We start from the raw sequence: 17,390 nt of genomic DNA, 5'->3' as shown, positions 1-17,390 counted from the left end.
TACAGAAGAAACTTCCTACAATTGAATAAAGTGACGTGAGCCTTCACTGTCGCCAGGCCATGGAGAAGAATTCACCCCTGCAATGCTCTGATTCAGGCCTAGCCGTACGCATCCCTTACTCCTTGCACAAAGTATCATTGCGCCATTATCGAGTGATGCGAAGCGAATTGAAGATACAGATCACGGTAAAAAAACCATTCAGCAAAGCGCCAAATTCACCTTGACCCTCTAACCACGCACATGCAACCGCAAATGATTGGCGGCATGTTTCCATTGGCATTTAATTAATGAATTATATGTAGTCCGCTTCGTCTTTTATTGTAGGAATATTCCCACTTTAACGATGACGTTACTTTATTCCGCGCACAAAAAACCCGGGGCTGGCCCGGGTTCACGGTGAACTGCAGTGGTCAATGCTGCGCCATATCCAACACCACGCGCCCACCACAGGGGCACTGGTCCATGTAGCGATGCGCCTCCACCACCTGCTCGAACGGGTACACCTTGATGATCTGCGGGGTCAGCAACTGGTCGGCGGTGAACTGGTTGATGTCACGCAAGGCACGCTGCAGCGCCACCTGGTCCTGGCTGATACCCAGTTCCGGCTTGCCAGTGAAGTTACCGATGCAGTGCACGTAGAACTGGATGTTCTTCTGGAAGGCCGCGCAGGCTGGGAACGGCGTCTGGTTGCCGCCTTGCAGGCCATACAGTACCAGGCTGCCCCGCGGTGCCAGCACATCGCCCAGCAACGACATCTGCGGCCCGCCCATGCCGTCCAGAACCATGTCAACGCCGCGCCCATCGGTGTACTTGCCGACCTGCATCAACAGGTCCTGCTCTTCGGTGACGATCACCTTGTCGGCGCCCAGGCCCAGCAGGTAGTCAAGCTGCTCGGCATCCTTGGTGGCGGCGAACACTTTAAGCCCCAGCGCCTTGCCCAGCTGCACGAAAGCGGGGCCGGCGCAGTGGCTGGCGTCGGTAACCAGGGCAGTCTGCCCGGCCTTGGCCCGTGCCAGGTCCACGTAGGCGAAATAGGCAATCAGCAGCGGCGTATAGTGCACGCTGGCCTCGATCGGGGTAAGCACCTGCGGATAGCGTGTGATCGCGGTCCGTGGCAGCACGATGACATCCCCGTATACCGGGTGGTCATTGGCGCTGGTAGCGGGAAAACTGGCGACCCGGTCACCCACGGTAATGTCTTCGATCCCTTCACCGACCGCCGTCACCACACCGGCCATCTCATGGCCGATACCGGCCGGCAGGCGTGCCTGCGAGGGCGCCAGGTTCTGCCGCCAGAGCACGTCATACCAGCTGACGCCAACCGCCTCGACGCGAATTTGCACTTCGTCGGCAGCGGGAGACGGTTCGGCCTGCTCCTCGCAACGGAGCACATCGGCAGCGCCGAACTTGTGGAAACGGATCATGCGGGACATCGCAAACCTCGCCTTTGTGAACCTCTAATTACCACTGACTCTATCCGGGCTTTTGCTGTTAGACCACCAGTGGTCATTAATAGTCGACATGCCTGTCATCGATTGGGCACCTGACATTCCCTGCAATTGGCTCCCGTAAAGCCGTGCAGGGTAACAGCCTTTGGCCTTAAGATTCACCCCTGCCCCCCTTCAGGCGAAGCGCACCGATGAATCGAAACGACCTGCGTCGTGTAGACCTCAACTTGCTGATTGTGTTCGAAACGCTGATGCACGAGCGCAGCGTGACCCGTGCAGCGGAAAAACTTTTCCTCGGCCAGCCGGCCATCAGCGCGGCCTTGTCGCGCCTGCGCAACCTGTTCGACGACCCGTTGTTCGTACGCACTGGCCGCAGCATGGAGCCCTCGGCACGGGCTCACGAGATCTTCGCGCTGTTGTCGCCCGCACTGGATTCGATTTCCACCGCGGTCAGCCGCGCAGCCGAATTCGACCCTGCCACCAGCAATGCCGTATTCCGCATCGGCCTGTCGGACGACGCCGAATTCGCCCTGCTGCCGCAACTGCTCAAGCGCATTCGCGCCGAGGCCCCTGGCATCGTGCTGGTGGTGCGCCGGGTGAACTACCTGCTGATGCCGACCCTGCTGGCCTCAGGGGAAATCTCGGTGGGCGTCAGCTACACCAGCGAACTGCCCGCCAACGCCAAGCGCAAGGTGCTGCGCCGCAGCGCGCCGAAACTGCTGCGCGCCGACAGCGTGCCTGGCAGCATCACCCTGGACGACTTCTGCGCGCGGCCACATGCATTGGTGTCGTTTGCCGGGGACTTGTCTGGCTTTATCGACGAGGCGCTTGACGAGCTGGGTCGCAAGCGCCATGTCGTGCTGGCGGTACCGCAATTCAACGGGTTGGGGAGCTTGCTGGCGGGGACCGATATCGTGGCGACGGTACCGGACTACACCGCCGATGCGCTGACGGCTGCCGGCGGGTTGCGGGCGGAGGACTTGCCGATACCGGTACGTAGTTTCGAGCTGCACATGGCCTGGCGTGGCGCGCAGGATAACGACCCGGCGGAGCGCTGGCTGCGGTCACGGATACAGATGTTCTTCGGCGACCCTGACAGTCTTTAGGGGCTTCGCGCATGCTTGATTAGTTGATCATTTCTGCCTTTTTCTAGCCTCGAATAGCCATTTGCTTCCAGTTAATTGCTAAATTTGGGGCATATTTGAGGGCATGCTTTGGATGGTTTGAAAAGGATGCCCCCAACCGAAAACGCTCAGCGCTCTCGGTAATCTGCCGACCACGCTGTTCTCTTGGGTGCCAAAACTGTCTTCGCGGTGATTTTTCGCTTTCCAGAGTGCTCCCGAGAGTAAGACCGCCGCTTAAGCTCACCACCTTCGAAAACCAAGCTGCTCCAACAGACGTGGCACGGAGGATTATGGGCACTGACCAACGGCTAGAGGTTACCGCGCCATGAAACGCAAGCCGAAACCCGGCCTCCCACGGCTATTGGACAAACCAAGTACCGGGAGCGGGATGTCATCGAGCGTCTATTTGGCTGGCTGAAAGAGCACCGCCGGCTGGCCACGCGTTACTGCAAGCTCACAATAAGTTATCTCACCATGGTCACGTTGGCCTGCTGCCGGATCTCTCTTCGTACAGTGCCTAGAAAAAAGCTACAACAGTATCGATGGCGCTCGTTCGCTTGGACTGGTTGAGTCAACCTTGCGCTGGGTGGTCACCCAGCTCAAGGGCGTCACGTTCCGGTACAAGCGCCGCCCTACCCCGTCAGCGTGGAAGCGACAGTTGATTAGACAAAGAAGACCCCGCCCTTCAAGATCTCATCGGACGCTTCCTGCGTGCTGTTCCGCTGAAGTATCCGAACTTGCCAGAGATAGAATGACCGAACCACTTGGCCTTCAGAGGCAGGGACTTCGCGGTAGGCCGTTCCGCGCGACACTAAGGCTGCACCACAGGCCCCACTCAGCTGCGTCGGCCGCACCGGCCCCCAGCCCGAGTTCCAATGGGAATAATCCGCCACCACTTGTTCACCCTCTAGGACCTCAAGCATACCGCCTTCTTGGCGCACCTCGATTTGATCAGTATGCACGAGAGTAGGCACAAATAATCTAGATGGATAGAGGTGCAGCTTTGGATGGTTTGAAAATGATGCCCCCAATATAAGGTCCAACTGTAAAGGGCCGGCGCCATATCCACGGGAATACGCGCAGACGCGCAATCTTGGAATGCCCGGCGTAAGCGTCAGGGTAAGCCACCGTAAGCTCCTGACATCATCCGGTACTAGCGTCCGGCGTGAGATCCCTACCGGCCCGGCCACCATTTGTCAGGTATGCTTCCACCATTCCCTTGCGTAATTTTTTATTGACACCCCCGAAGCCTCTCAGTATCGTCCTCCCTCCCTCCTTTCCGGCTACCTCTGCCGTGAACCGCCCAGGCGTTAACTCGCGAAGCGGTCATACAAGTTGCCGACACTTATACGGTCGCTATCCACTAGCGCGCCTCATTTCCGATATCAAGTGTAAAGGATGATTCTATGATCATTCGTCAGGCTACTAACGCCGACCATCCGCAACTGCTCAACATTTGGCTGCGCTCCGTTCGCGCCACACATCACTTCCTGCAAGAATCCGATATCGAGGCATTGCTTCCTCAGCTCCACGATATTTACCTACCCGCTGTTGGATTATGGGTTGCGGTAGATGCCGAGGACTGCCCGCTAGGGTTCATCGGGCTCAATGAAAACCACGTAGAGATGCTCTTCATCGAACCAGATCTGCGAGGGAAAGGGATTGGCCGCGCACTGCTGGATCATGCCCGCAGTTCGCGCAGTCAGATGAGTGTTGATGTGAATGAACAGAACCCTGAAGCGGTAGGGTTCTATTTACATTACGGGTTTGTTCAAACAGGTCGTTCTCCGCTAGATGGCGAGGGCCGCCCCTTCCCCTTGTTGCACCTGAGTCTGCCCGGCTAGGGTTGTAATCGTGAATCGCTCCTAAGCTTCTGCTTCGGGGCGACTCATTATTCATCAGGCCGGCATCCATTGATTGGGTAGCAATTGCCCGATATCACTGGCTCGCTGCGTCGGCAGCCGGGTCAGCACATCTCTGATATAGGCATACGGATCATGCCCATTCATACGCGCCGATTGGATCAGGCTCATGATTGCAGCCGCCCGTTTACCACTGCGCAGCGACCCGGCAGACAGCCAGTTCGAGCGCCCGAGTGCCCATGGCCGTATCTGCGATCATGGCAGTGACTACTCTAAACTGTTCGACCACTCTAGAATGAGTACACCTATGTCTGCTTCGAAGGCATCCGCTTAACCATCTTGCTGTTCATCGTCAAACAGGCTCCCGACTCGGAAGCCCATCTAGACAGATCTGTGCCCTCTAAAGATTTTGGGCACAGCAACGTAACACCACCCAAAGTAAAAAGCACAAGCCCTTCTACTACCGGATAATTCCTTTTCGTAACAACCTTCCCCCAGCTCCTATCAAAATCTTCTGCAGCATAGGTTTCCTTCAACATATAAGGAAACACCCGCACATCCTTAATACCTGCTAGAACTGCCGCCTGATCGACCGCAGCGGGCACAGCTGACGGCACAATAACGAGCGTACCAATTATCAGAGCCACAACACCAAAAAATGCGTTGCGCACCCGAACAAAGGTCTCACCCCTTGACACATAGAATGCGATAGCGGGAACAAAACCAAGGATGGTAATAAATATCGAAATAAAAACAGCCTTACTCACACCGCCTTGACTGTAAAACAACGAAGGCGTGCTCAAAACAGCTAGCATTGGAAAAGTGGCAGCGATCGCTGCTACCCAGGTAGCCATAGCCAAAGCAGACATGTGCTTCAGGTGGATAACCCCAAAGCAATGGACAGCCTTATCACCTGAAATAGCCTTATCGAGCAGAACAGTGAACTTGGGAATGAAAAACAATACAAGCATACCTATCACCACCCATACAGCGGAGTCGACAAACACAGGGACTACACTTGTATTATGAGTCAGCAAGGTCGAGCAAACTGTCGCGACAACGCCAGCAAGCGTGGGGAGAAGCAGATAGCCCGCCATTGCACGCTGGACGTCCGGTGTTTTTTTGAACAGATTGACGGCAACTGCGTATGAAGCCGTAGTTAAGAGAAGAAGCAGCAGATAAAAAATCAGCAACAGACTTGACACAACGACCCAAGGCCATACCTCCGAAGGTGCCGCCAAAGCCTTACCTATCAATTCGGGCGATCCAATTTCATGCAAATAGGCAAAAATAACGACGAAAGCTGCAAGCGCCCCCACAGCTGTCACTGTAGCGCTTGCTGACACCAGACTCCCCAACGCCCTCCAAACATTAATACCTTGAAGACTCGCGGGAACTCCGCTTTTTAAATCCGACATTACTAAATTCACCTCCATTCAATTAATTTCCACCACGCGCCCAAAAAATCAATGAAAACCATCTCTCACAAGTTCATTGGGCGCACGGTAAAGAGACCGATCCGATACGACGGATTGACATGGGTAGCTACGCCCTATCCCTTAGATGGAAATAACTTTGTAACAGTCCGAACACAAATGTACTCCTCACTGCTAGCCAACTGCGACGCTCACAAATTCTCGATATTCCCCGAACCGCTCAAGACCTGCACACCACGCTAGAATGAGATCGCTTCCCCACCTCACGTGGTGATGAGTACCCGTTCGCCCTGCACCGTGACTAACCCCACCTCCGTGCGGATATCAAGATACTCATAGATCGCACGGACTTTGCTCACGAAAGCTGCGTCGCCACTGAGCCGAACATTGGTGAATATCGCCGTAGACGCATGCGCCGCATCGGTGATTGACGCGATGTGACGGTTTTCCTTGTCTAGCCGGCTATCAGGGTTGTACCCAATGACGTTGAGGACGTTATAGATGCTAGTCACTTTATCGAACCGGTAGAGCTCGCGACCATGGATCGGACTGGCTGAAATGCCGAGGAAGTTTTCGATCGTGAACCCTCTGTCCTTGTAGCCGTCAAGGTTCTGGTAACGTGCCCAGATTTTCTTGATGACATTGGGCGCTTCAATGTTGTTCAGTTGCACGGGCCCCGCCCCAACTGCTTCACGGTACCCCTGGATACCAGATTTCGCACCCGATTCATCGATGTGCTTGGTCATCTCCTGCGCCGACAGTTGCGTGGCCTTTTCGTACGCCCTCTGGGTGATCTCAATATACTGATCGGCTGCAGCGACCAGTTCCGGATGTGTGTCCGCCAAGGCTGCCGCTCCGTCAGCGACCATCTTCATCAACCCTTTGAATGCCTCCGTTTGTTCGGCGGCGATGTCCTCAAAACTGTTGTCTTGGCGTCCACCGAACATCTTCAGAGTGGTCTGATGAGCTGAGGCAAGCATCTGATCGAAGAATGGTGCAGTAGCGACGTACTGCTCAAAGGCAGCCACGGGAGGCGTTGAGGCGAGAAACATCTGCCCTGTCGGCTGGAACGCGCTATCAACGTCATGCTTGAGGATCATGGCATTGAACCTGGACAGAACCTCCAAGAACTTGTCAGGCTGCCGACTGCGTTTTATCTCCCGCAGGGTATGGTCGGAATATACGATCTGAAAGTCTTTGGAGAACTGGGTGAAAAACGCCGGATCTCTCTGCTTAACGGCCAGATCGATTACATTTTGATCAAAGTAGACCGTGGGTCTACCTTTGTACATAGGCCATTCTTGCTGCTCATCCATACCCTTACCCCTCATCCTTTATTAGCGCGTCTGCCGCGCAACCCTAGCCGTAGACCTCATTGGGAGGAAGACCAAGCCTTCCAGTCAGTCATTCATATCATGAAAAACCGTCGTGGTTATGGATGACGCGGAGGGTCGTTAGACACCTCATAAATAAAGCGATTGCAAATGGTCACCGGCAAGCCGCACAGCGGGCCAGCGCACAAAGCCCAGCGCACGTCCTTCATAACCCACCCGCAAACCACTCGACGAGCGCTCAATTTCGCATCAGCAACATACCCACAATGACGATTGTGGACGCGACAACGCTAAAACTACTGCCCCACGCCCTTTCTTGGAGCTCTGAATCAGCCTCTAAAATTCACAAATATCGATTCCTCACTGTTCAAGCGAAATTTTTTAGAGGTATAATCCCGTAATTCGAAACCCGAGAACCTCCATTCATGACCAAAACCTGCCAACCCACCATTCCCGAGCTGTTGATTCACCATGTCCCTCGCAACCTTGCCATGGGTATCGAGGACGCATTTGAAGCAGGTGCGCTCCGCGCGTACCTGGATACGAAAGACATGGACGACAACCACCGGAAGAATGCGCTGGGACAGATGCGGGCCTTCCGCATGAACGAGTCCTTTGAAGAGACGTTGCGTGCCGCCGACGCAGTCCATACGCCCCTCAAGGGTAACGGAGTCGTCTTGGGCCACGCCGGCATCTTCAAGTTCGGTCGGGTGAACATGTGCTCCACGTTGTGGAACAACATCCGACGGGGTGCTATCCGACGGCAGCTTGCAGAGGCAAACCAGGCCATGACACAGCTGGTTCAGCCATCACTTTTTGCGCCGGAACCTATCACCTCCGGTACGTTCTTTTTTGTAGCGTGCTTCAGCGGCTCACTGACCCAACTGCCCGAAGCGCCTCTGGAAATTCACATCGCGGTGCCAGATGCGAAAATGAAGGGTTGGCTTTTCCGAGAGCCTTTGAGTAAGTTCCTCGCTCGTTACGATGAAGCATCTGAGCAAATCGACAAGGCGAAGCCGAAACTCAAAACAGGCGTGCTCGAAACGGGCCTACCCGAAACAGGAAAACATACAGAATCATGAGTCGTGGAATCACAGGGTTTGAGTCGGGGCGGCTGGTACAAGCTCTCGCGGCTCGCGGCCTTTCTCAAGTCGCACTTGCAAGCATGGTGGGGGTCTCCCCTGCCACGATTAGCAAGTGGAAAAGCGGGCAGCAGTGTCCCGAGGCCGAAGCCTTGGCCAATCTCTCCAAAGTCATCAATGTTACCCCGGAGTGGTTCACCCGCCCTTTACCTGAGAAGTGCTCCCTTCCTTTGTTCCGAAGCAATGCCTCGGCGCATGCCAGCGCACGAACAATGCTTGAAGCACGCCTTGAATGGGCGCAGGACATCGCAATTGCGCTGGGTGAGTTCGTGGACTTTCCCGATGTGAACCTGCCCAAGCGTACCTTCAAGGATCCTGAGCAGATCACCAATGCCGATATCGAAGAAGCTGCCGATGAATGTCGCGAGCTTTGGGGCCTGGGTCGACGTGCAATACCTGACCTGGCAATGGCGGTTGAAGGCGCCGGCGTTATCTTGGTGCGCGAGGAAACCGGCGTTGCAACCATCGAGGGGCTGTCGGCATGGAGTGAGGTGTTGAACCGCCCACTCGTGCTGCTTTCCGCTGACAAGCAAAACGGCTTCCGCAGTCGCTTCGACTTAGCTCATGAGCTCGGCCATCTGATCTTGCACAAAGGAATTGAGCGGTCGACTGACCCTGTTCGTCACAAAATGATGGAAGACCAGGCGCACCGTTTTGCGGGTGCTTTCCTGCTGCCTGCAGAGACGTTCGCCGCCGAAGTCAGGAGCCCAGTTACCCTCGACAGCCTATTGTTGCTCAAGCAACGCTGGGGCGTTTCTGTGGCTGCCATGGTCATGCGCCTCTGGGCATTGAAGGTGATCGATGATAATGCAAAGGGTCTGCTTTTCAAGCGTCGCTCAGCTCGCTGGGGCGTCAAAGCGGAACCAGGTGATGAAGGTCGCGCACCTGAACAACCTCGCCTCCTCAAACGCACCATCGAGCTGCTGGCCTCCTCAGGCGTTTTGCCTGTGAACGGCGTCGCTGCCTACATCGGGTTAGCAGCAACGGATATCGAGATGCTGACAGGCTTGCCCAACCGCTACCTCAGTGGCATTGCTGAAGTGGTGCACTTGGCCAAGCTTAAGAGTAACAGTACCTCCGTGACTCCCGTGACTGTTGTTCACAACGCACCAGACGCAGGGATAGTGGTTCCGTTCAATCGCGGCAAATGATTGCTCACGGAGGCCAGTCTTGGCCTCCGCTGTTCAACCCCCTCAGGCGCTGATGTGGCATGTAGCTTGGCAAATACTGCCCAAGCGCCGCTGGCCTCATCTCATGCACTCCTGCCGGTCTGACTAACCCAGAGCCATCTGTTCGGCTTGGCATATCATCCCCTAGCCCCAAGCCAATGCCGCGATTATCCAGAACCTCGTAACCTACATTGATCAGATAGGGTAAACAGAAATGGGACGCAAGTGGCTCACTCAAGTGCGACGGACTAGATAACAGCATCTCTTCTTTGCGAGAAAATGGAGGGCTGCTGCTGGTGGACTGGCCTGTGATCCCATCCAGCACAGCGATCTAACTTCATTCTACGCCTCCATCGGTCGCCGCATTTCTCAGTCCGGCCTATGCAGCCCACATGGGGGTTGCGATAACCTCCAAAGTGATCTCGTACAGCGCCTCTTCCATGGCTGGGTCGCTCAACGAGAACCAGCTTTGCAGCAGGTAGATGCACAGCACGATTTCCAGTGGATACGGCTTGCGACCACCGCCGGCCTTTGGGTAATGCGGCTCGATCAATGCCAGCAAACCGCTCCACGGTACCACCTGCTCCATCTCGGCCAGGAAACGCTCGCGACGGGTTTGCTTGCGCTGACCGGCGTACTCGCAATCGGAAAAGCTCATCTGACTCATGGGATGGGGAGCTTGTAGAGGGCTGTTGGACGGAGGGCTATTTCAGCACAGGTCAGACGGCCTGTGCTGACCTGATCGGAGAATCCCTTGCGGGAGAACAGGTGAGCCCATCCAGTTCATGTCCTTCAAGTTCCCTGAACCTTATCACCTGGGACTTCTCTTGGTTGCGCTACAGCGCAATACTGCTGGCCATCTGTCTTGAGCCAATGGAAGCATCGTGTCCCTGGAAGTGGTGTAACTCATCTTGCGGCGCTATTGAGCGTCCTCCCCGCCTATGCTTGATCAGCAGAAAACCAAGATTGACCGAGTAAGGATTATTCCTTACCATCCGATCAATACATCCGGGAGAACACTCATGCCTGCCATCCACGAAATCGCCACGTTGACCTCGAAGGGGCAGGTCACACTGCCCAAATCCATTCGCCAGCTACTAGGCATTGACACGGGTGGCAAAATTGCATTCGACGTACGCGGCGGTGAAATCGTGGTCAGCCGCGTAGAAATCACCCACGAAGACCCTGCCATCGGTGCATTCCTGGGTTTGCTGGAAGCTGATATTCGAAACGGCCGCAACCTCACCACTCTGCCGGAAGACTTGGCGCAAACCATGCTCGCCAACGCAAACCACTGCGTAAACCTGGACGAAGATATCGATGGTGAGGTCGCGATCTGATGCTGCAACATGGCTGGACACTGTTGTTCCATGAAGGTGTGACGTTACAGCTACGCAAATTGCAAGAAGCCGCCGCCCGGGCCGAGCAGAACGACCCGCAAGGTTTTGAAAGCAATGCCAACGTCAAGCTGTTTCGGGCGCTGAGCCATCTGATCATGGAGGCTGTGCCTACCGATCCGGGCCGTGATGAGTTCCGACAAGGCAATACGCTGGGCACCGCCTACCGCCATTGGCGGCGGGCGAAAATCGGCAGGCGATTTCGGCTGTTCTTTCGCTACGACTCAAGGTCCAAGGTCATCGTCTATGCATGGGTCAACGACGAAAATACCTTACGGTCTGTAGGCAGCAAATCTGATCCCTACGCCGTATTTGAGAAGATGCTGGGCCGCGGCAACCCGCCTGATGACTGGGATGCGCTGACTGCTGCGACGCGTAGCGACTGGGACGAGCCCAAAGCATAATTACGCGAGTGGGTGAGGGATTGCACCTTTGAAACCGATCCCTCCTTGTTACGTCCACTGCAACCCACTCGTAGCTGCTGTTGAAAGGGGTACATCTGCGGGTACAAATCCAATTTCCCATTCATAACCATTGGATTTATATAAATGTCCAAACGTTATTTGGGGATCCCAATAGTTTGGGAATGGCTTCCACTGAGATCCAGAAATTACAATAAATTCATTAGCTTAACTTAAAATCAAGCCCAATGCCGCCCGTCGTATTCCGCCCATTTCCAACGCGTCTGCGGGTTTTTGGGTACTTTTTCTGTTTCGAAAAAAAGTACCTGCACATGACGACTTCCCTCCTACGCCCGGACTGCGGCGAAAACTCAGCGATGCTTTCCTGCGCGCCATTGCCGAACCCGGCAAGTACGCTGATGGCGGGGGCGCTGTCGACTGGCCACTAGGTACCACAGAACAAAAAACGATTGCAGCCCGGAACAAAGATGGGGATGTCTACCTGGCCGTAGCTTTGAACGAGTCACCTTACCAGCAAGCCATCCAGTAACAAATTCAACGCCACTCCACCCTCGGCCAGGCGTGCCTGGCCCTCTTCGGCCTCGGCGATCCAAAACGCAGCCTCGGCCAGGCTGCCGTAGATCAGTGACGCCAGGGCATGCGGGTTGACAGGCACGACAATGCCCTGCTCTATCAGGTTGGCGATCAGGTGTTGCAGCGAGTCCACGCAATGGCGTTGCGCATCCGGCGACGCACCGCCCAGCACCGCCCGGGCGTCACGCAGGACGATGCGCTGGATCGGTGGTTCGACGGCCATTTCGAGGTAGGCGTGGCAGCGCCGGCAGAAACCCTCCCAGGCATCTTCGGCGCTGTCGGTGATCGCTCGCAAGCGTGCGTCCATTTCAGCGTCGAGTTCCGCCACCACGGCCGCCAGCAAGCCTTGCTTGTCGCCAAAGTGGTGATAGAGCGCCCCCCGCGTGAGCTGAACCTGGGCAGTCAGGTCATCCATCGAGGTCTGCGCATAGCCGCGCTCGCCGAACAGCTGGCGCGCGGTGGCCAGCAAGGTGGCACGGGTTGCTTCCATTTCGGCACGGGTACGGCGAGCCATCCGGCGGTTTCCTTGTTCTGCGGCATGACGGGAGCATCGTCGTCGATGCGATCCCGGCATTCTCACGGCCTGCTGGCGCCGTGACAAGCGCGCCAGCACCGCGGGCTCAACGTGCGAGCAGCTCGCTGATCGCGCGCTCGATCACCTGGGTATCGGCATCGTTCAGGCCCTCACCGGCCACATGGCCCCAGTCGGACTCAAGCACGCGCAACTCGGCACGGGCGATGCCGCGAGCCTCCTGCTCGGCATCCAGCACCGGGAAATACAGGTCGCTGGACGACGGCATGATCACCGTGTCGGCCTTGATCGCCGCCAGTGCCTGGTCGATGTTGCCGCGATAGCGCGGGTTGGCACTGATGTCCGCATGCTGCCCCATCCACAGCTGGGCGAGCAGGTCGTTGGCATCACGCTTAAGGAACCAGCCCTCCCAGAAGTCGATCAGGAAGTCCTCGAGCGAGGCATAACCCAGCACCCGCTGGTCCAGGCGTTCACGGTAGAACGCCTGGGAGAAGCCCCAGCCGGCATAGATACGCGCCGCGACCCGCAGGCCACGGTGCGGCGGCTGGTCATAGAAGCCCTGGTCGAAGGCCGGGTCGAGTTCGATCGCGGCCCGCACGCTGTCGAAGAATACCTGGAAGTGCCGCGACGTCCGTGCAGCGCTCTGGAAGGTGAACAGCCGTTCGACCTGGTCAGGATAGGCCGCCGCCCACTCGAACGCCTGGGAACCGCCCAGCGACCAACCGATGGCCAGGCGGATCTTGCCGATGCCGAAGCGTTCGCTCAGCAAGCGCTGCTGCTGGATCACGTTGTCATGCACGGTGATGCGCGGGAAGCGATTGCCGTTGTGCGGCGCCGGCGTGTTGCTGGGGGAACTGGACACACCATTGCCGAACGCGTCAGGCACGACGATGAAGTACTTGTTCGGGTCCAGAGCCCGGCCTTCGCCGATCAGCCACGCGGTGTCGTCATGGGTGGCGGCGAACGACGTCGGGTAGACGATGACATTGTCCTTTGCGGCATTGAGTTCACCGTAGGTCTGGTAGGCCAGCCTGGCTTGGCGCAGGCACCGGCCGGACTGCAGCTGGATGTCACCCAGTTCGAAAATTTCTGCGTTCATGAATCGCGCTCCCTCGGCCAGGCCGAGTGCAAGGGTCGAATGGGGCCGACTGCCGGCCCCGGTTATCGGTCAGGGCAGGCGGTAGGCGATGACGTAGTCGCCACGCGCCTTGCCGGGGCCTTGGGCGCCGCCAGCGGTCACCACCACATACTGGCGCCCGCTGCGGTTGCCCTGGTAGCTGATCGGGGTAGCCTGGCTGCCGACGGGCAGTCGGCCCTTCCACAACACATGACCGGTGCGGCTGTCCATGGCCCGCAGGTAGTGGTCCATGGAGCCTGAGAAGAACACCAGCCCCCCCTGGGTGACCAGCGGCCCGCCCATGGTGGGCATGCCGATGGGCATCGCCAGCCCCGGCAGCCCTCCAGGAAGCGGCGTATCCTCGGTGCTGCCCATGGGCACCTGCCAAGCGATCTGCCCTGAGTTCAGGTCGATCGCGGTCAGGGTCCCGTAGGGCGGGGCGATGCAAGGCACGCCCAACGGCGAGGTGAACATGCCGTGGATGACGCCATAGGGTGCGCCGCGCTGCTCGGCATAGTTGCCCGATGCGCCGGTGGGGTTGTAGCCGGCCGCCAGGGCCTTCTCGTGTTCGATGAACTGTGCCCAATGGGCGATGCGGATGTCATTGACCAGCAACAGGCCAGAGGCTTCGTCGACCGCGCCACCGCTCCAGTTGATGCCACCGTAGTAGCCGGGGTACATCAGGCTCTTGCGGGTGCTCAGCGGGGTAAAGTCACCGACGTAGTGCATCCGCTTGAACTGGATGCGGCAGTACAACTGGTCGAGGGCGGTCATGCCCCACATGCGTTGTTCGGTCAGGGGCGCATATCCCAGCGACACACTAGAGTACGGCTGTTGTGGCGCCGGCCGCTGGCCAGCGGGCGCGCCCTCGGCACTGACCGTGCGCGACTCGACCGGGAAGACTGGCCGGCCATCGCGCCGGTCGAGCACGAAGACCTGGCCGGTCTTGGTCAGCACGATGACAACGGGGGTGGTATCGCCATTGCCGGTGGGCAAGTCGTGGAGGATGGGCTGAGCGGCCACGTCGTAGTCGTGCAGGTCATGATTAACCGTCCTGAAGTGCCAGCGGTCGATCCCGGTGCGCACGTCGATAGCGACCACCGAGGCATTGTAGGTTTCGGCCGCCAGGGAACGGTCCGCGCCCCAGAAGTCAGGGGTCTGGTTACCCGTAGGCACATAGATCAGGCCGAGCGCCGGGTCGTAGGACGCAGTCCCCCAGAAGTTGGGCGTCTCATCCGGGTAGACTTGCCCCGCCGGCAGCGGTTTCCCGCGCTTCGGTGCGGCGGGGTCCCAGGCCCAGACCAGCTTGCCTGTGCGCACATCCCAGCCGCGCACCACACCTGAAGGTTCACCACGAGCGGCCCAGTCCTGCATACGTGCGCCGGTGACGATCACGTCGCCTGCCACTAGGGGTGCCGATGTCGGGTAATAGGAAGCCTTGGCCCGTTCGCTCAGCCCCGTGAGCAGGTTGACCTGGCCATTCTCGCCAAACCCAGGGCACACCGCGCCGCTGTGTGCGTCCAGCGTGATCAAGCGGGCGTCGAGGGTGGTCAGCACGATGCGCGTGCGGCACAGGGCCTCGCTTTTTTCCACCTCGCCGGCGGGCGCTTGCCAGGACGCCAGGCCACGGCAACGCTGCCATTCCTTCGACTGGGCCTGGGGGTCGTAGGCCCATTTCTGCTCACCGCTCTCGGCGTCGACCGCTACCACCTTGCTGTAGGGCGTGCAGACATACAGCAGCTCGCCGAGCTTGATCGGCGTACCCTGGAACGCGGCCTCGCCAACGGGCAGGTCACCGGTGCGGTATTGCCAGGCCACTTCCAGGCCGGCGACGTTCGAGGTATCGATCTCGCTCAGCGCGGAATAGCGGCTGCCACGCGTGTTCTGGCCGTATTGTGGCCAGTCGGGGTCGCCCGCCTCAAGGGAGGGTTCGCCCGGCGCCGCCTGCGCCACTTCCACGCCAGGCAGCGCAGCGCTCCCCGGATGCGGCTGGAAAGCGCCCAGCCCACCGACCAGCAGCACACCGAGCAACACCGGCAGCAGCCGGTTGCGCACGGCGCGCGCCCCAGCCAAGCCTGCGGTGTCGCGAAGTTGCGGGTAACAGGCGGTGACGATGCACGCCACCACCAGGAACATCGCCACCCGCGGCACCCATTGCCAGTAATCGAGGCCTACTTCCCACCAGGCCCATGCCACGCTTACGGCCAGCAGCGCCAGGCTGACACCCAGCGCGTAGCGGCGCTGCCGCCACAGCCCCAGGGCGACGGCGCCCAGCATCAGCCCAGCCAAGGCATAGAACCCGCTGCCGCCCAGCATCAGCAACCATACGCCGCCAACCAGCAGCGTCACGCCGATCAGCGCCACGCCGCCCGACAGTGTGCGGGTGAACATCCGTGTACCCCTCATGCCCTCTCCCCAATTCTGTAAAGACCTTCCAGGCGCGAGCACGCCTCTCCTGCGACGGGAGACGTGCACGTACATGGTGTGGAACGCCCGGGCGTGACGCCGCCCGGGCCGTGCGTCATTTTGCGGCGTTGGCCCGGGCGGCCAGCGCTTCGGGCTTGTGCCCGCCCATGCCCAGCGCCAGCAGCAACCCCAGTGCGGCCAGGCCGGCCGCCAGCCACAGGTTGGTGGTCAGGCCCAGGCCATCGACGGTCTGCCCGCCTGCCCAGGACCCCAGCGAAATGCCGACGTTGAATACGCCGACGTACAGTGCCGTGGCAATTTCCACCGCGGCGGGCGCCGCCTTCATCATCCAGGTCATCAGACCCACCGACACCCCGCCGTAGGCAAGCCCCCAGGCCAACAGCACCAGGCTGCCACCGAACTGACTGGCACCGATGCCGAGAAACAGCAGCGGGGTCAGCAGCAGCCCAACGGCGATGGCCACCAGGGTGAGCGTGGTGCGTCGCGCAGCGATGATGCCGGCCAGGAAATTGCCGATGATGCCGGCGATGCCATAGGCGAACAGCAAGGCGCCGATCCACTGCGGGTCGAAACCAGATACCGAGAGCAGTAATGGGCGCACGAACGTGAACGCCATGAAGTGCCCGGCCACCAGCAACAGGGTCAGTGCCAGGCCCGCCTGAAGCTTGCGATTGCCCAGTTGCTCGGCGAACTGGCGCAGTGTCACCGAGCCGTGCACCGGCAATGACGGGATGACCGCCAGGTGAATCAGCAACACCAGGGCACTGAGTATCGCCATGCTGCCGAACGCCCAACGCCAGCCGGCGAAGTCACCGATCAGCGCCCCCAGCGGCACGCCCAGCACCGAGGCGGCCGCCACCCCACCGAAAATGATCGAAGTGGCCAGGCCGATCGATTGCCCAGGTACCAGGCGTGCGGCCAAGCCGCCGGCAATGGCCCAGATCCCGCCCATGCAGAACCCGACCAGCACCCGCGCGGCCAACATCCAGGCCATGCTCGACGCCAACGCCGAGGCGACATTGGCGACCACCAGCAAGCCCAGCAGGCCGCAGAGAATCCAGCGGCGGTCCAGATTGCCCGCGGCCATCACCACCAGCGGTGCGAAGAAGGCCGCCAGCAAGGCTGGCAAGGTGATCATCAGGCCAGCGGTGCCCGTCGTGGTACCCAGCGTTTCGGCGATGGTGGTCAGCAGGCCGACCGGCAGCATTTCAGTGGTGACCACGGAGAACGTGGCGAGCCCGACGGCCGCGACCGCCAGCCAGGGGTGGCGGACGTTCGGTGCACTGGCGGTGTTTGCAGATGCGCTCATGATTGCAGATCCCTTGAATGAAAATCAGGCGTCGCCGATGACACGAGGCCCGGTGGCGCCCACGGATGATTCGAACTTCCCTGCGACAAGGCGTAGGT

At 58.8% G+C, this 17,390-nt stretch carries 13 protein-coding genes and 3 pseudogenes; 7 read left to right on the top strand and 9 right to left on the bottom strand.

The window, feature by feature from the left end:
• Window positions 1-410: 410 nt before the first annotated feature.
• Window positions 411-1,433, bottom strand: a complete 1,023-nt coding sequence (locus EGJ22_RS01785; RefSeq protein WP_029884810.1) for a zinc-dependent alcohol dehydrogenase family protein — start codon at window positions 1,431-1,433, stop codon at window positions 411-413.
• A 206-nt stretch (window positions 1,434-1,639) separates the two neighbouring features.
• Here EGJ22_RS01785 and EGJ22_RS01780 point away from each other — a divergent pair, with 206 nt between their 5' ends.
• The 3 genes and pseudogenes from EGJ22_RS01780 (at window position 1,640) to EGJ22_RS01765 (ending at window position 4,416) form a co-directional block, all read left to right on the top strand.
• Window positions 1,640-2,554, top strand: coding sequence for a LysR family transcriptional regulator (locus EGJ22_RS01780; RefSeq protein WP_029884809.1), 915 nt, complete (start codon window positions 1,640-1,642; stop codon window positions 2,552-2,554).
• Window positions 2,555-2,891: 337 nt separating this feature from the next.
• Window positions 2,892-3,142: pseudogene (locus EGJ22_RS01775) on the top strand (transposase); the annotation flags it as partial.
• An 836-nt stretch (window positions 3,143-3,978) separates the two neighbouring features.
• Window positions 3,979-4,416: an acetyltransferase gene (locus EGJ22_RS01765; protein WP_029884807.1), complete on the top strand. Its 438-nt coding sequence runs from the start codon at window positions 3,979-3,981 to the stop codon at window positions 4,414-4,416.
• A 54-nt stretch (window positions 4,417-4,470) separates the two neighbouring features.
• Here EGJ22_RS01765 and EGJ22_RS01760 read toward each other — a convergent pair.
• The 3 genes and pseudogenes from EGJ22_RS01760 to EGJ22_RS26365 all read right to left on the bottom strand — a co-directional run.
• Window positions 4,471-4,689: pseudogene (locus EGJ22_RS01760) on the bottom strand (transposase domain-containing protein); the annotation flags it as partial.
• Between the two features lie 50 nt (window positions 4,690-4,739).
• Window positions 4,740-5,870, bottom strand: a complete 1,131-nt coding sequence (locus EGJ22_RS01755; protein ID WP_104148375.1) for a hypothetical protein — start codon at window positions 5,868-5,870, stop codon at window positions 4,740-4,742.
• 263 nt (window positions 5,871-6,133) lie between these two features.
• A complete protein-coding gene (locus EGJ22_RS26365; RefSeq protein WP_256671582.1) occupies window positions 6,134-7,186 on the bottom strand; it encodes a hypothetical protein in 1,053 nt (350 codons plus the stop codon).
• A 443-nt stretch (window positions 7,187-7,629) separates the two neighbouring features.
• On the opposite strand from EGJ22_RS26365, the gene EGJ22_RS01745 reads away from it, so the two are divergent.
• Together EGJ22_RS01745 and EGJ22_RS01740 are read left to right on the top strand one after the other, a co-directional pair.
• A complete protein-coding gene (locus EGJ22_RS01745; RefSeq protein ID WP_029884804.1) occupies window positions 7,630-8,286 on the top strand; it encodes a hypothetical protein in 657 nt (218 codons plus the stop codon).
• Window positions 8,283-9,497, top strand: coding sequence for an XRE family transcriptional regulator (locus tag EGJ22_RS01740; RefSeq protein ID WP_029884803.1), 1,215 nt, complete (start codon window positions 8,283-8,285; stop codon window positions 9,495-9,497). The genes EGJ22_RS01745 and EGJ22_RS01740 overlap by 4 nt, the downstream gene beginning before the upstream one ends.
• Window positions 9,498-9,927: 430 nt before the next feature.
• On the opposite strand, the pseudogene EGJ22_RS01735 reads toward EGJ22_RS01740, so the two are convergent.
• Window positions 9,928-10,182, bottom strand: a pseudogene (locus EGJ22_RS01735) (transposase); the annotation flags it as partial.
• Between the two features lie 355 nt (window positions 10,183-10,537).
• Between EGJ22_RS01735 and EGJ22_RS01730 the strand changes: the two are divergent.
• Both EGJ22_RS01730 and EGJ22_RS01725 read left to right on the top strand, forming a co-directional pair.
• On the top strand, window positions 10,538-10,855 hold the full coding sequence (locus EGJ22_RS01730) for a type II toxin-antitoxin system PrlF family antitoxin (RefSeq protein WP_029884801.1): 318 nt from the start codon (window positions 10,538-10,540) through the stop codon (window positions 10,853-10,855).
• The gene (locus EGJ22_RS01725; RefSeq protein ID WP_029884800.1) at window positions 10,855-11,316 is read left to right on the top strand and encodes a type II toxin-antitoxin system YhaV family toxin; all 462 of its coding nucleotides are present in this window, start codon (window positions 10,855-10,857) and stop codon (window positions 11,314-11,316) included. The genes EGJ22_RS01730 and EGJ22_RS01725 overlap by 1 nt, the downstream gene beginning before the upstream one ends.
• Window positions 11,317-11,836: 520 nt before the next feature.
• On the opposite strand, the gene EGJ22_RS01720 is transcribed toward EGJ22_RS01725, so the two are convergent.
• The 4 genes from EGJ22_RS01720 to EGJ22_RS01705 all read right to left on the bottom strand — a co-directional run bounded on the left by EGJ22_RS01720 (window position 11,837) and on the right by EGJ22_RS01705 (window position 17,292).
• Window positions 11,837-12,421 carry a TetR/AcrR family transcriptional regulator gene (locus EGJ22_RS01720; protein WP_029884799.1) on the bottom strand — a complete coding sequence of 195 codons (585 nt, stop codon included), beginning with the start codon at window positions 12,419-12,421 and terminating at the stop codon, window positions 11,837-11,839.
• Between the two features lie 106 nt (window positions 12,422-12,527).
• The gene (locus EGJ22_RS01715) at window positions 12,528-13,538 is read right to left on the bottom strand and encodes an alpha/beta fold hydrolase (protein WP_029884798.1); all 1,011 of its coding nucleotides are present in this window, start codon (window positions 13,536-13,538) and stop codon (window positions 12,528-12,530) included.
• Between the two features lie 69 nt (window positions 13,539-13,607).
• The gene (locus EGJ22_RS01710; RefSeq protein WP_029884797.1) at window positions 13,608-15,947 is read right to left on the bottom strand and encodes a membrane-bound PQQ-dependent dehydrogenase, glucose/quinate/shikimate family; all 2,340 of its coding nucleotides are present in this window, start codon (window positions 15,945-15,947) and stop codon (window positions 13,608-13,610) included.
• Between the two features lie 130 nt (window positions 15,948-16,077).
• Window positions 16,078-17,292, bottom strand: a complete 1,215-nt coding sequence (locus EGJ22_RS01705) for an MFS transporter (RefSeq protein WP_033744156.1) — start codon at window positions 17,290-17,292, stop codon at window positions 16,078-16,080.
• Window positions 17,293-17,390 lie beyond the last annotated feature (98 nt).

The organism is Pseudomonas sp. p99-361 (assembly GCF_003935475.1).
Lineage (GTDB): Bacteria > Pseudomonadota > Gammaproteobacteria > Pseudomonadales > Pseudomonadaceae > Aquipseudomonas > Aquipseudomonas juntendi.
Note: the sequence above shows the minus strand (reverse complement) of the source record. Positions and strands in the feature narration are given on the sequence as shown.